The 14685-nt window shown below is 33.9% G+C and carries 11 protein-coding genes and 4 tRNA genes; 9 read left to right on the top strand and 6 right to left on the bottom strand.

What is annotated here, in order from left to right; translation table 11 throughout:
- The first annotated feature begins 27 nt into the window (after positions 1 to 27).
- From QZ136_RS07805 to QZ136_RS07780, 6 genes are all read left to right on the top strand, one after another.
- Positions 28 to 792: a PASTA domain-containing protein gene (locus QZ136_RS07805; RefSeq protein WP_291402147.1), complete on the top strand. Its 765-nt coding sequence runs from the start codon at positions 28 to 30 to the stop codon at positions 790 to 792.
- Between the two features lies 1 nt (position 793).
- The gene (locus QZ136_RS07800; protein WP_291402145.1) at positions 794 to 1096 is read left to right on the top strand and encodes a rhodanese-like domain-containing protein; all 303 of its coding nucleotides are present in this window, start codon (positions 794 to 796) and stop codon (positions 1094 to 1096) included.
- Positions 1097 to 1137: 41 nt separating this feature from the next.
- Positions 1138 to 2169, top strand: coding sequence for an endolytic transglycosylase MltG (gene mltG, locus QZ136_RS07795; RefSeq protein WP_291402143.1), 1032 nt, complete (start codon positions 1138 to 1140; stop codon positions 2167 to 2169).
- On the top strand, positions 2169 to 2576 hold the full coding sequence (locus QZ136_RS07790) for a thioesterase family protein (RefSeq protein ID WP_291402141.1): 408 nt from the start codon (positions 2169 to 2171) through the stop codon (positions 2574 to 2576). Before mltG ends, QZ136_RS07790 begins: the two co-directional genes overlap by 1 nt.
- Positions 2577 to 2582: 6 nt before the next feature.
- Entirely contained in the window at positions 2583 to 3572 is a 990-nt protein-coding gene (locus QZ136_RS07785; protein ID WP_291402139.1) for a YihY/virulence factor BrkB family protein, read from the top strand.
- Positions 3573 to 3683: 111 nt separating this feature from the next.
- Positions 3684 to 3770: transfer RNA gene (locus QZ136_RS07780), tRNA-Ser, on the top strand.
- A gap of 319 nt (positions 3771 to 4089) precedes the next feature.
- Here the strand turns inward: QZ136_RS07780 and QZ136_RS07775 are convergent.
- Positions 4090 to 4163: transfer RNA gene (locus tag QZ136_RS07775), tRNA-Arg, on the bottom strand.
- A gap of 252 nt (positions 4164 to 4415) precedes the next feature.
- Here QZ136_RS07775 and QZ136_RS07770 point away from each other — a divergent pair.
- The 3 genes from QZ136_RS07770 (at position 4416) to QZ136_RS07760 (ending at position 7050) form a co-directional block, all read left to right on the top strand.
- Entirely contained in the window at positions 4416 to 6428 is a 2013-nt protein-coding gene (locus QZ136_RS07770) for an HDIG domain-containing metalloprotein (RefSeq protein ID WP_291402920.1), read from the top strand.
- A gap of 138 nt (positions 6429 to 6566) precedes the next feature.
- Positions 6567 to 6656, top strand: a tRNA-Ser gene (locus tag QZ136_RS07765).
- Positions 6657 to 6976: 320 nt separating this feature from the next.
- Positions 6977 to 7050: transfer RNA gene (locus QZ136_RS07760), tRNA-Pro, on the top strand.
- Positions 7051 to 7120: 70 nt separating this feature from the next.
- On the opposite strand, the gene QZ136_RS07755 is transcribed toward QZ136_RS07760, so the two are convergent.
- The 5 genes from QZ136_RS07755 to QZ136_RS07735 all read right to left on the bottom strand — a co-directional run bounded on the left by QZ136_RS07755 (position 7121) and on the right by QZ136_RS07735 (position 14672).
- On the bottom strand, positions 7121 to 7528 hold the full coding sequence (locus tag QZ136_RS07755; RefSeq protein ID WP_291402137.1) for a DUF6799 domain-containing protein: 408 nt from the start codon (positions 7526 to 7528) through the stop codon (positions 7121 to 7123).
- A 146-nt stretch (positions 7529 to 7674) separates the two neighbouring features.
- Positions 7675 to 9828 carry a chitobiase/beta-hexosaminidase C-terminal domain-containing protein gene (locus QZ136_RS07750; RefSeq protein WP_291402135.1) on the bottom strand — a complete coding sequence of 718 codons (2154 nt, stop codon included), beginning with the start codon at positions 9826 to 9828 and terminating at the stop codon, positions 7675 to 7677.
- Positions 9829 to 9849: 21 nt separating this feature from the next.
- Positions 9850 to 10875: a hypothetical protein gene (locus tag QZ136_RS07745; RefSeq protein ID WP_291402133.1), complete on the bottom strand. Its 1026-nt coding sequence runs from the start codon at positions 10873 to 10875 to the stop codon at positions 9850 to 9852.
- A gap of 18 nt (positions 10876 to 10893) precedes the next feature.
- Positions 10894 to 12348, bottom strand: a complete 1455-nt coding sequence (locus tag QZ136_RS07740) for a DUF1501 domain-containing protein (RefSeq protein WP_291402131.1) — start codon at positions 12346 to 12348, stop codon at positions 10894 to 10896.
- Positions 12348 to 14672: a PSD1 and planctomycete cytochrome C domain-containing protein gene (locus QZ136_RS07735; RefSeq protein ID WP_291402129.1), complete on the bottom strand. Its 2325-nt coding sequence runs from the start codon at positions 14670 to 14672 to the stop codon at positions 12348 to 12350. The genes QZ136_RS07740 and QZ136_RS07735 overlap by 1 nt, the downstream gene beginning before the upstream one ends.
- Positions 14673 to 14685: the final 13 nt, after the last annotated feature.

Here is a 14685-nt window from a genome sequence, read left to right as displayed (position 1 = left end):
ATAAACCATAAATAAAACCATCATATAATGAGTAAATTTTTTAGCTACTTACGAACAAAAACATTTCGTAAAAACCTCCTTATTGCTGTTGGATCTATATTAACATTTCTAATTATCTTATTTTATAGTCTGGGTTTTTACACTCATCATGGTGAAGGAATACCAGTCCCGAAGCTAAAAGGCCTAGCCCTAGCCGAAGCCATTGAACTTTTAGAAGAACAGGGCTTAAGATATCAAATAAATGATTCAATCTATTTAATTGATCAGGGTCCAGGTGTTGTTGTAGAACAAGATCCTGACCCAAATACGAATGTAAAATCAAACCGTACCATTTATTTGATTATTACAAAAGATGCTCCCAACATTAAATTCCCTGATATTGAAGGTAAAACATTCCTTGAGGTTCGTTCTATACTTAATAATTATCAATTAAAAGTTGGTGATACCACTTATCGATCTGATGTTGCTAAAGATGTGATATTAGAGGCTCTTTTTAATGGAAATATTCTAAGAAAAGGACAACAGATCCCGAAAGGATCACAAATCAGTTTGGTTCTTGGTGATGGACTTGGGGCAAGTGAAGTAGATATCCCCAATTTATTGGGATTAAGTTTAAGTGAAGCAAGAATGGCTCTTTTAGGCTCTTCCCTAATTTTGGGTAATGTTACTTTTGAAGGTGCTAGTGACACGGTAAATTCTAGAATAATTAATCAATTTCCTGCTATAAATGACACCTTAAACAAGGTTAGCATCGGCACTTCTATTGATGTAGTTCTAAAACGAGGAAATTAATTTGAAAGATATTTCAGCTGTAGAATTTATAGAACGCAATTCTGACTCTTCATCATTTACATTAATTGATGTTAGAGAAGAACTTGAATATCTAACTTTTAATGTTGGAGGCGAAAATATCCCTTTGGGGAAATTATTGAGAGATATTGATGAGCTTGACTATGATAAAGAAATGGAAATTATTGTTTTATGCCAACGTGGCTTGAGAAGTGAAACAGCTAAAAGAGTTCTAATCAATAATGGATTTACAAATGTTAGAAATTTGATTGGGGGATTATTAGCAATCCGAAAATTGAATTTGTAAAAATAAATTAGTCTATAAATAATTAATAATCAGATACATAAATGACTTTTAAATCAAAAATACTTTTAGCACTTAGTGTATTATTAATATTGGCATTAGGTGGAACTGCACTAAACTATTATTTGAAATATTTTAAACCTAACGTTAGCGCAAGTCAAGAATATTTATTCATTAAAACTGGGTCTGATTTTAATGATGTTTACTCAACTATAAAATCTGAAAATATTTTAAGAGATACACTCTCCTTCCTTGAAGCAGCCAAAAACATGGAATATTCGGGTAAAGTTAAGTCAGGTAGGTATCGTTTACAAGAAGGAATGAGCAATAGAGCCTTCATAAACATGCTTAAAGCTGGAAATCAAGAAGCTGTAAAGATATCTTTTCAAAATGTGCGACTTAAACATACCCTAGCCGGAATGGTTTCAAAAAAATTAGAATGTGATTCAGCTTCCATATCAAAATTGCTAGATTCTACTGAATATGTTCAAAAGTTTGGCTTTAACACCGACAATGTGTACACCATGTTCATTCCAAATTCTTATGAAATATACTGGAATACCGATGCTGAAAAGTTTTTAACAAGAATGCATGAAGAGTACACCAAATTTTGGAATGACGAAAGGAAATCAAAAGCTAAAGGAATAAATATGAGTCCGATAGAAGTTAGTATTCTTGCTTCAATTGTGGATGGTGAAGCATTAAATGATAATGAGATGCCTAAAATTGCGGGCCTGTACATGAACAGACTTATCAAGGGAATGCGCTTAGAAGCTGATCCAACAGTGATATTTGCAGCTAATGACTTTACAATTAGAAGAGTATTAAATAAACATTTACGGATTAATTCACCTTATAATACATATTTAAACAAAGGATTACCACCCGGACCAATTTCCATGCCTAGTATAAATGCAATTGATGCTGTTTTAAATTATGAGAAACACGATTATATCTATATGTGTGCAAAAGAGGATTTTTCAGGTTATCATAATTATGCTGCTACCCTATCGCAACACCTAATTAATGCTAAAAAGTTTCAACAAGCTCTAAATGAGCGCAATATCAAAAAATAATGTATATCCATACTACAAAAATACGTGTTCGTTATGCTGATACCGACCAAATGGGTTATATGTACTACGGTAATTATGCCACATTTTTTGAAGTAGGCAGGGTTGAAATGTTACGCAGTTTAGGTATGACCTATAAATCAATGGAAGACTCGGGCATAATTATGCCAGTAAGCGAACTGAAATGCAAATACATTAAACCAGCGCTATATGATGAAGAAATTACTGTCAAAGTAATTATCGAACAAATGCCATCTATAAGAATACATTTTCGTTATGAGTTGTTTAATGAAAAGGAAGAGTTAATTCACCTCGGTGAAACTACCTTGGTATTTGTTGATAAAATAAAGAATAAACCGTGTTTGCCTTCAAGCGAATTTCTAGATAAAATGAAACCATATTTTAATTAATTATTTATGGATTGGTTGCATCGCACTTTATTAAAATTCAGGCCTTATTTTTTGTTCATTGAGTGGACAAAAGTATTGATATTGCCTGGATTTAGTCCGCTGCCATTCTATACCGTTGCCTCTTTTTTCTTCCAAGAGATTGGAAAAGATGAATTAATAAATAAGGCATCTTCCCTTTCTTATAATTTCATGTTGGCTATTTTTCCAGCAATAATCTTTTTATTTACCTTAATTCCTTATGTACCAATAGATAATTTTCAAGATCAATTAATGAGCCTGATTGCCTTAATTTTACCTGCAGAGGCTTATGCGGCGGTAAATACTACTTTGATAGACATCGTAAAAAACCAAAATTCTGGCTTATTATCTTTTGGTTTCGTGTTTGCTTTAATTTTTGCAACTAATGGGGTTCACACATTGATGGTAGCTTTTAATAAATCATCTTTAATTTCTGAGACTAGATCGTGGTTAAGACAGCGATTAGTAGCTGTTTTTTTAACAGTGCTTATTTCTTTCGCTTTAATTTTCGGATTGGTAATTATGACCATCGGTGAATACATTATCGATTTTTTAAAGTCAGAACTTAGATTTAAAGACTCTATTTGGCTATATCTTTTAAACTTTGGTAGGTGGTTAATATTGATTATTATTTATTTTGTGACCATTGCATCATTATATCGCTACGGACCCGCAAATGCTAAGAAATGGAAATTTTTTAGTGCCGGCTCATGGATGGCAACAATTTTAGCGGTATTAACCTTCTGGGGATTCTCCTATTACATTAATAATTTCGGGACTTATAATAAACTTTACGGATCAATTGGAACACTTATCGTATTAATGATTTGGCTATATCTAAATTCCTTAATTATACTGGTAGGTTTTGAGTTAAATGCAAGTATTGATCTTTCAAAGAGAAGTATCAAGATTATAAAACCTCGATTTAATAGTTTTAAATCAGCGCCAGTTGAAGAAAAACTTGATAAAAAGTCCTAATTTATTAGTTTTTTAAACTCTTTCTCATTCATTTTCTGCTAGTTAGAACTATTTTTTAAAAAAAGATATAAATTGATTTGTAGATTACGCTTGAGTTTGTACTTTTGCAGCGGAGAGTTGGCAGAGTGGTCGATTGCGGCAGTCTTGAAAACTGTTGAACTGTTAAAGGTTCCTGGGGTTCGAATCCCTAACTCTCCGCAGAAAATATTAAAACCCTTATCCTATCGATAAGGGTTTTTTTATGCAGCAATTAATAAAAATCGATAAAAAATAAATTCTAAAGATAATAATTTTCTTTTTGGTATAATCTTAGCTTTATCATTCTAAATCGAAGTAATAAACCTATTTCCCACACTTAATTTCCTGTAATAATAAAACAGCGCTGCATTAATTTTAGAAATAAGCTGTGCTAAATAGTTTAGATGAAATTTATTCTGAAGGAATAAAAAATATTTTTTTGAAAATGCATAAAAACAAAAAAACCTCTTACAACAAGCAAGAGGTTTTTTGTTCGATGTACGCCCATTAGGATTCGAACCTAAGACCTACGGTTTAGAAAACCGTTGCTCTATCCAGCTGAGCTATGGGCGCATTCTGCGACAAAAGTATAAAAACATCACAAAAACTCAAACTAATGAGAACAATTTATACAGATATTTTATAATTTTTCTTCAATTTTTACGCATCTCCTTGTAAATCAGGCATCCATCATCACAGATTCTTTCATATCAATCTCATAGAAATTAGTATTTTTGATAAAATAATAAGACATTGGCAAAACTCAACAAGCAATTACACCTCATCTTATATCGCAAGTATGGCAAACACTTGAAATATGTGATGATGTTAATTTGCGTCATTTTCGTCACCCTTTCTCTACCTAAACAAGCTCGATTCAGATTTGAGTACGAAAAAGGTAAAGTTTGGATGCAAAAGGATCTATACTCTCCTTACAGTTTCTCTATTCAAAAAACTTCTGATGAAATTGAAAAAGATAGAGATGATATTTTAAAAACCGTACTTCCTATTTATCAAAAAGACGATCAAGTTATTGATAATGAATTAGATGGCTTTAATTCTGAATTTGAGACTAAATGGAGAAGTAGCGGAATAGCTGAAAACAAAAAGGAAAATTATTACTTAGTTGGAAGTTCTATTTTAAAAGATATTTACAAAAGAGGTCTCATGAGTCCCGTAAAGAAATACCAACGATACGGAGAAAATTATAATTTCAGTCTTATACAAAATAACCTTGCATCCCAATTAAACACAACTGATGCACTTTATATTTCAAATGCACAACGACTTATTAAAGAAAAGATTTCTAGAAATGGAGAAATTGAAAATAAAGAATGGTTAACACAATTAGTCTCAAGTCATTTAAGTCCCAATTATTTATATGATGCCGAGCTGACTGAGAAACTAGAAGAAAATGCGTTGAGCAGTCTATCATTAACCCGAGGAATGGTACAAAAAGGCGAATTGATTGTGGGAAATGGCACTATGGTCAATTCAAGTATTTATCAAAAACTAGAATCATTAAGAACAGCTTACGAAGAGGATGCCAAAGTAAGTGGAAATAGTCAACTTATACTTTTAGGTCAGTTTTTATTGTCTGGTTTGATTATTACACTGTTAATAATTTTCCTTTATTTATTCAGAAAAGACATTTATGTAGATAATAGGCAATTAGCACTCATTCTTCTTGTTATTACTGGGATGTTGGTTACCTTATCATGGGCAATTCGTATAAAAGTCCCAAGTGTGTACTACATTCCTTTTTGTATTGTTCCAATCATCATTAGAATCTTATTTGACACGCGTCTGGCTTTAAATATTCATCTTTTGGTGGTTTTAATAGCCGGATTTTTTGTCCCAAATAGCTTTGAATTTGCTTTCTTGCAGATATCAGCTGGTATGGTAGCAATTTATAGCATCAAGAATCTGATTAAGCGTGAGCAATTTCTTACTTCTGCATTATTAATATTATTGAATTATTTCATTGCCTTTTTGGGTATTTCCTTAATTAGGGATGGTTCATTTGGCGACATTGAGTGGTTAAATTTTTTACCATTCGTGTTTAGTGTTTTACTATCTCTTTTGGCCTATCCTTTAATTTATGCATTTGAGCGGATGTTTGGCATCACCTCGGATGTTACTTTAATGGAATTAACCAATACCAACTCAAAGCTTCTGCGTGATTTGGCATTTAAAGCCCCAGGAACCTTCCAACACTCCCTGCAGGTTGCAAACCTTGCAGAGGCTGCTATCTTTAAAATTGGGGGCAATACATTGCTTGTACGAGCAGGTGCCCTTTACCATGATATTGGGAAAACAGTAAATCCTCATTTTTTTATAGAAAATCAAAATAGAGGCAATAATCCACACGATTCTATTTCTTATGAACAAAGTGCTCAAATCATCATTCAGCATGTAAATAAGGGAGTAGAAATTGCGAGAAAAAATAATATTCCTGAGATGCTGATTGACTTTATCCGTACTCATCATGGAAATACACGTGTAGATTATTTTTACCAATCATTTTTAAAGAACTTCCCAGAAAAGTTTGTTGATGAGAATATTTTTAGATACCCCGGCCCTATTCCATTTTCAAAAGAAACAGCAGTATTAATGCTTGCCGATTCGGTTGAAGCCGCTTCTAGAAGTCTCAAGGATCCCGATGCAATCAGCATCAGTGCTTTAGTAGAACGTATTATTGACTATAAATTAGATCAGGGACAATTAACTAATAGTAACATCACATTGAAAGATATTGAGACTATCAAGCTCATTTTTAAGACTATGTTAATGGGAATTTATCATGTTCGCATCGATTATGAGCTAGATGTTGTTTAATTTTATTGAATAAACAAAATGAATATATCAGATTATCAAGCTGTTAATTCAATTTTTCAATAAATTAAAGAATCATTTAAAAATATTTTTGCTAGGCAGACTGTTTTACTATATTTGCATTCCTCGAAAGAGAATATTGGAGAGATGCCTGAGTGGCCGAAAGGAACAGTTTGCTAAACTGTCGTACTGGTAACGGTACCGAGGGTTCGAATCCCTCTCTCTCCGCCACTATTCAATAAAAAGCCTTTAACAAATCGTTAAAGGCTTTTTTATTGAATTTTATTTTTAATGGTGCAATTAGTGGTGCAATTTTTGAACTTCTACGGTCAAAAACTTATTATTATCTAAATAATAACTGCTTCCTAACTATTTATTTATTAAATAAATTAATTACAATATATCTAATGTTCAGCACTTTAAGAACATCCATACAACTTAGCAAAATTTATCTTGAAAATATTTTCAAATATATTTGTCACAAATAATGAAAAGCCTATATTTGCAGTCCCTTAACAAATGAAACGCTTAGGCAATCACTGTTAAATGTTCGGGGTGTAGCGTAGCCCGGTATCGCGCCTGGTTTGGGACCAGGAGGTCGTAGGTTCGAATCCTGCCACCCCGACCGAACAAAAAAACCCTCTCTAATTTTAGAGAGGGTTTTTTATTTTCTAAATAATTCAATTTTGTTTTCTTCAATTTCTACCTCTTCTAGGAGCCGGCTTTGTACCTGATCTAGGAATTTTATTTCTTGACACCTCCCTAGCTCGTCTTTGAACTATTTTCTTATTTGAGATACTCTTACCCCTATTGTACTTATTATGATTTCTATACAAAAAACCATTATTGTCTAAACATTCTCCTTGTCTTAATTGATATCTTTCTTGATTCTGTAATTGATAAGACCCATCTGGATTTATAACAGTTCCATTATTTAATCTTTGCTGCTCCGTTACACGTGTTTGTATTCCATTTCGATATTGGAACAATTGCCCATCATAATATCTATAGTGGTCTTCTAGGTGGATTCTATCCTGAATTTGTACTTTTTCTTGATCTTGTGCATGCAACAGACCGGATGCTCCTATCGTAAGTAGAAACATAAGAATAATTTTTGCTTTCATCTTTTTTAGTTTAATCCCAAAAATAGATTTGAGAAACAAAAAGTAAAATGATAATAGTCAATGTAAGATTTGACTTTAGATATATTCAAAAATAGCTTTTCAAATTAGAGCCATTTAGTGAATTTCTAATTAAGCAACAATTCGTCCACTAGCAATAAAGCAGGCTGTCCTTTAGCTGGATGCCACATAGGAAGCTTTCTAACAGGTTTTGCTATGATTTTGACATACTTTAAGCTTTGAGGCTTAAAGCTTGCGTAGAGAGCCTTAATCTCCTGCTTACTTTCCTTGTTAGGCATAACAGAAGTTATAGTGGTTAATAAATCCCACTTAGCATTTTGTGTTGCACCATATACTTGAATGCTTGAAGGTGGGAAATAGCCTCCATTAGCCGAAATAAGTGTATTTAAGGCTATATTTTCTATTTTTTGAAGGCCACTAAATTCAAGGATTATTTCCAAATTGTTCTCTTTAAAGCCTAACCAATTATTATTGTTTGAGTCAAAATCACCTAACTGACCATCAATCAATGAGTTAGCACCAGCAGCTTTATGATATTCATTCGGACTATTGATTAATTTTATTCCATCTGGTTTTAAAGCGGTTTTTAAAAATCCATAAGTGATTACATCACTGCTGAGCCATCCATTTTTGAATGCTTTAGCTTTTATAATCGAATTTTTATTAATCTTCAAGGTATTCTTAAATACATTAGAGTTTAAGCTATCTGGCTCTGTACCATCTAATGTGTATTTTATGATTACTCCCTTTCTTGGATGTGTAAGTTCAATGGTTCCTTGTCCGATAAAAACACGAGACTTATTTTTTAAAAATGGAGGAGATAATTTCACGAGCGTTGTTCCATCATCTTTAAATCCGGAAATGATCCTTACTTTCTTCGTCGACTTTTTTAATTGATTTAATTCACTCTCAGAAAGCTTTGTGTTCCAGATTGTTAATTCCTCAAGATTCTTCAAAGCTAATAATGGTTGAACCTGTTTAAGATTAACCGAGGTGCCAGAAAGTGATAATATTTTCAATGAAGGCAATTTCATTAAATCATTTAAACTACTTCCTGATATATCGGTAAAATTCAAATCTAGTTTTCTTAAAGATTTGAATTTGGCAATTTTCTTCAAGTCGGCATCTTTAACAGGCATTTTACTCAAGCTTAATCCTACAATTTGCTCCTCAATTACCGATAATTCATCTAATGATTTGGCATTATAACCTGATTTCCCGAAAAAGCTCACATTTAAGGCAGCAGAACCTTGAGAAATGGGACTTACCACTCTATAAAAAGTATTTAATTTCTGAATAGTTTTTTCATCGGCATGGTTAAAATCGAATTGTTCTTCTTTAATTTCAGCAGGTTTTAACCTCGAAGCTGCCAACATTCTTAGCGAGTCACTTGGCTTTAAATCAATTACTTTTTTACTGAACGATGCCTGATCTTTAATCCACAAATAAAGAATTTGAGTTTCTTCTTCAGTTAATTGTGGCTTACCTGCTGGCGGCATGTGCTTTTTGTCGCTTGATGGTAAATGTACACGTTGTAATAATAAACTTAGATTAGGATATCCAGCCACCAAAAGTTTGCCTGTTTTACCTCCCTTTAGGATAGACATCTCATCTGTAAGCTTTAAATTCCCTTTTAATTTTTGATCATTATGACAACTGATACATTTTTCTTGAAAAATAGGTTGAATGACATGATCATAAACTTTTGCTTGTTCAAGCGGGACAAGTTCAGGCTTTGTGATTGGTTCAAGAACAAAATTGTCGCCATGTGTAAGCACAGCACCAAAATGGCCTGCTATAATTAAGCTAAGTATTAAAATTATTGATCCAATTCTGGCATGAATAACTGAATACCACTTAAAATCTCTTAATTTAAAGAGAATGGATGCTAATAAAAGTGTGCCTAATGCAAACCACTTATGATAATCTAAGGTTTCTCCCTCATAACCTTCTTCAGTGGATAAAATCAAGCCCATCAAGACTGTTATTCCCGTAGAAAGTATCCCTGCAACAAATACGTAGGAACTTAGTAATTGATAAAAAAGTGTTTTTGTGTTCTCTGATTGAAATCTAAAAAACTCAAGTAATGATGCCAAAAGTAGCAGTACAATTGGGAAATGCAAAAGTATTGGATGCATTCTACCTAGCACTTGTAACCATTGTGGAATCTGTAATTGGGACTCAAAAATTGTAATAAAAATGATTAAGGTATTTAAACCAAATATCAGACTTAGTACAAATGCAGGAAGTTTGATTCTCATTTAAAATGAATTGAACAAAGATTAAACTCTTTTGAATTTGTAAGGATAAACTTTTCCAGATGCCCATTGAGCTACATACAGATTCTCATCATTATCAACACATACATCATGAGGGTGAAACAATATCTTTTCCGCCTGCGACATTGTTTGAAGCTTTCCATCTTTATAAATTGGTTCTGTTCCTCCAATATTTGATACCACTTTATTGTTTTTATCAAGAATAGTTACAAAGCCTGAACCTTCTTTATCTAGGTTTGGTGAACGAAGAACTGCAGCATAGAGGTGGTCATTTTTAATAACTGGACGGCATACACAAGCTCCTGGCAGACTAATTATTTCTTGGAGTTTTCCTTCCATAGAATATCTTTTAAAGCAATTACGAGTGCGGTCGGTAACTAAAAGACTTGGTTTTTCATATCTAGTATCAACAACAATTCCATGAGCATTGTCCAAATATTCATCTCCTTGTCCCCTACCACCAAAGTGCCCCTTTAGTTTACCATCATTTCCATAATGTAAGATGTATTGAGCTCCATAACCATCAGCGATGAAAAAATCACCGTTTGCATGTACTGCTACTTCGGTTGGGACAAATTCTTTTGCATTTTTATAGATTCCAGCCTCTAGCGGGACATCAATTGTAAGAACGATTTTTCCATCCATTGTGGTTTTATAGACCTGATGTTTATCAGTATCTGTGATGTATAAATATTCAGTTCCATTTTCATTAGAAAGTGTTAAACCATGCCCTCCAGGAAAATCATGCCCCCAAGCATCTAAAAGCTTGCCAGATGTATTATAAATGAGGATATTGTTTTTAGTTTCGTTAGTCAATAAAATTATCCGACCCTTTTTATCCTGAACCATTTCATGGCAATCCTTCACAGGAAATTTCATTGAATCTAAATTGCCCCATTTAGTATCTAGGGTATATTTCATGTTATTATGGCCATAAACTGGACCTTTATCGATTGCAAAAAGATCTTTTGCGATAAAAAAACTGGCAGTTACAGCACTACTATTCTGAATGAATTTTCTTCTATCCATAAAATTATTTATAAAATATTAAGCTAAAATGTCATTAATTACTTTCCCTGAAACGTCGGTAAGACGATATCTTCTTCCTAAATGTTTAAAAATCAACTTTTCATGATTCAATCCGAGTTGATTTAATATAGTTGCTTGAAAATCATGCACATGCACAGGATTTTTAACAATATTATATCCTAATTCATCAGTCTCGCCATAAGAAATTCCTGGTTTTATACCGCCACCGGCCATCCAAATACTAAAACAGCGTGGATGGTGATCACGACCATAATTTTCGGCAGTCCATGAACCTTGACTGTAATTAGTACGACCAAATTCACCACCCCAAATGACTAATGTTTCATCTAAAAGTCCCCTTTGCTTTAAATCCGTTATTAAAGCCGCAGATGCCTGATCAACCTCTTTAGCTTGAGAAGCAATATCAGAAGGTAAATTCCCATGATGATCCCAACCTTGGTGGTATAACTGAACAAAACGAACACCATTTTCCGAAAGTTTTCTTGCCAATAAACAGTTTGCGGCAAAGGTTCCTGGTGTCATAGAATCCGAACCGTAAAGCTTGATGATATCATCAGGTTCTTTAGAAAGATCCATAATTTCTGGAACTGCAGTCTGCATGCGATAGGCCATCTCATACTGCTGAATTTTGGTGCTTATTTCAGGATCACCAAACTCTTCATAGGAAATTTGATTCAATTGAGATAACTGATCTAAGAACTTTCTTCGTTCATATTTATTCATTCCATCAGGATCTCTTAAATAAAGTACCGGATCATCTCCACTACTAAATTGTACTCCCTGATGAATAGAATCGAGAAAACCACTCGACCATAATTTGGAATAAACACCCTGATTATTGCCTTGTTTACCCTTAGAAAGTAAAACGGTAAATGAAGGAAGGTTCTTATTTTCACTGCCTAAACCATAGCTTAACCAAGAACCCATACTTGGCCTATTACCTTGCTGTGCCCCTGTTTGGAAAAATGTTAGTGCTGGATCATGGTTTATGGCCTCGGTATGCATGGAGCGAATCACACAAATATCATCAACTACCTTGGCTGTATATGGAAGTAAATCACTAATCCAGTTTCTAGACTCCCCATACTGTTTAAAATCAGCAAATGAACCTACCATTGGAAAGGCTGCTTGATTTGCTGTCATTCCTGTTAGCCTTTGGTTACCTCTAATGGATGCAGGAAGATCCTGACCCATCATCTCTCTTAACTTAGGCTTATAATCAAAAAGTTCTAATTGTGAAGGGGCACCATTTTGAAAAAGATAGATTACGCGTTTTGCCTTTGGTGCAAAATGTGGGATACCCGCTGCAAATCCTGATTCAGAGGAGCTGCCACTAAAAAGGTCTGGAACAAGTAATGAACCCAAAGCAGCACTTCCAAGACCTAAACTGAGTCGTGAAAGAAAACGTCGTCTATTAAAATTTAAACCATGTTCTAAAAAATCTTTTTCCATCAGGATTTAGTTATAGTTTCTTCCAAATTATACAGTGCTGTAATTACCTGCATCATGGCAGCAACACTCGTTTTATTCATTTTTGTTGGCATGGGGTACTCTCCTACGGCAAGTATTTTTTCAGCTCTACTTTGCTCTTTTTTGAAAGTGCTTAATTGATTATTATAATAGCTACTCAATAATTTAACTTCCTTTTCGGTTGGTTTTCGGCAGACAATCAATCTGAATGCTTTAATTACTTTATCCTCAACCTGATTTTTTTCAGAATCTAGTTTACTCGCTAAAACACGGGCCGCTTCAAGCACTGTTGGATCATTCATCATGATTAAAGCCTGAAGTGGTGTATTGGTTTTTAAACGACCAACTTCACATTGATCCCTATTGCTAGCATCAAAAATACCCATTACTGGTGGAGGCACTGTTCGTTTAATGAAGGTGTACATTCCTCTTCGATACAAATCAGTTCCGTGATCCTGTTTATAGGTTCTTAAAATTCCGCGGCCTGAAGTTGCGTTCTCCCATAATCCATTGGGCTGATAAGGTTTTACGCTTGGTCCGCCAATAGTTTTTACAAGAAGTCCACTACTTGATAAAACTAAATCACGCACAAATTCAGCTTTAATTCTATATCGAGGTGCTCTCGACAAATAAATGTTTTCTGGATCCGACTCTAATTTTGATTTTGAGATTACTGCCGATTGTTGATATGTGGCAGAACTTACCATTTTTTTAAGTAGCCGTTTGATATCCCAACCATTTTCCATGAAATCTACTGCTAGCCAATCGAGTAGTTCAGGGTGCGATGGTAATTCACCTTGCATACCCATATCACCAGCAGTTTTTACGAGACCACGACCAAAAATTTCCTGCCAAAGTTGGTTTACGAAAACCCTGGCTGTTAGTGGATTTCTTTTGTCAAATAACCATTTAGACAATCCCAATCTGTTTTTCGGCAGATTCTTATCAAAAGCTAAAATAGAATTAGGCGTACCTGGAAAAACCTCTTTATCAGGCGCATCATAGGCACCACGTTTTAAAGTATAGGTTTTTCTAAGAGTGTCTCTATCTGCCATTACAGATACGATCAATTTATTCGTGTCCTGCTTATTTATAAACTTAAGAATACTTTTAACTTCCTCATTACTAATTTCGATCAAAGGATTTTTAGCATAAGTTTCTGGTCCGCCAACATCAGACTCCAAACCAACTTCCTTAACATTATTAAAAAATGCATAAAGTTGGAAATATTCCTTTTGAGAAAATGGGTCATATTTATGGTCGTGACATTGAGCACATTCCATTGTAACACCAATTAGAGCCTTAGAAAATGTGTTTGTGCGATCAATCACATATTGAACTCGATATTCTTCATCTACAACACCACCCTCTTCAGTAATTTTATGATTCCGATTAAAACCTGTAGCGAGAATTTGTTCTTTTGTTGCATTGGGAATAAGATCTCCCGCTATTTGCATGGTTATAAATTGATCATAAGGTAAATTTTTATTGAAAGAATGAATAACCCAATCCCGCCAAGGCCAAGCAGAGCGATAATTATCATCTTGATACCCATGAGAATCGGCATAACGGGCTACATCAAGCCATTGTAGAGCCATTTTTTCACCATAAGCGGGACTTTTCAATAATTGATCAATAAGCTTTTCATAGGCATCAGGATTATTATCCGCCAAGAATTTATTCATCAAATCGATGCTTGGTGGCAGACCAGTTAAATCAAGACTTAAACGCTTCAATAAATGTTCTTTTTCGGCTATTTGATTCGGTTCTAAACCCTTTTGATCCATTTTATTTAAAACGAAATAATCAATTTCATTCTTTGTCCATTTCGAGTCGCTTACTTTAGGAAGTTTAGCTTTTTTAGGTCTAACAAATGACCAATGAGTCTCATATTTAGCACCTTGCTTAATCCATTTTTCAATTAATTTGATTTCACGAGAATTTAATTTCAGGTTAGAATTTAATGGCGGCATCAATAAAGCCGTGTCTTTGGTGGTTATTCTTAAAAAGGCTTCCGATAAATCAGGCTTACCAGCAACAAGAGCGTGACTTCCATGACTTTCCTTAAGCGCTTTAAATGCGTCTTCTTCAATATCTAAACGAAGTCCAGCTTCCCTTTTATTTGGATCAGGACCATGGCAAGCAAAGCATTTATCCGACAAAATCGGTCTTATATCGAAATTATAACTTATTTGATCTGGAATTGGCTCTTCATCAGTAAAATTCTCATGGATATAATTACATGATTGGACACCATAAAGAATTGCAATTACAACTAAAAGATAAAGTATGACCCTCTTTTTCATGAAAAGACTAAGT

It is taken from the genome of Daejeonella sp., from assembly GCF_017495225.1.
Classification (GTDB): domain Bacteria; phylum Bacteroidota; class Bacteroidia; order Sphingobacteriales; family Sphingobacteriaceae; genus Daejeonella.
The sequence above is the reverse complement of the archived record's forward strand: the minus strand, read 5'-3'. Positions and strand labels throughout refer to the sequence as shown.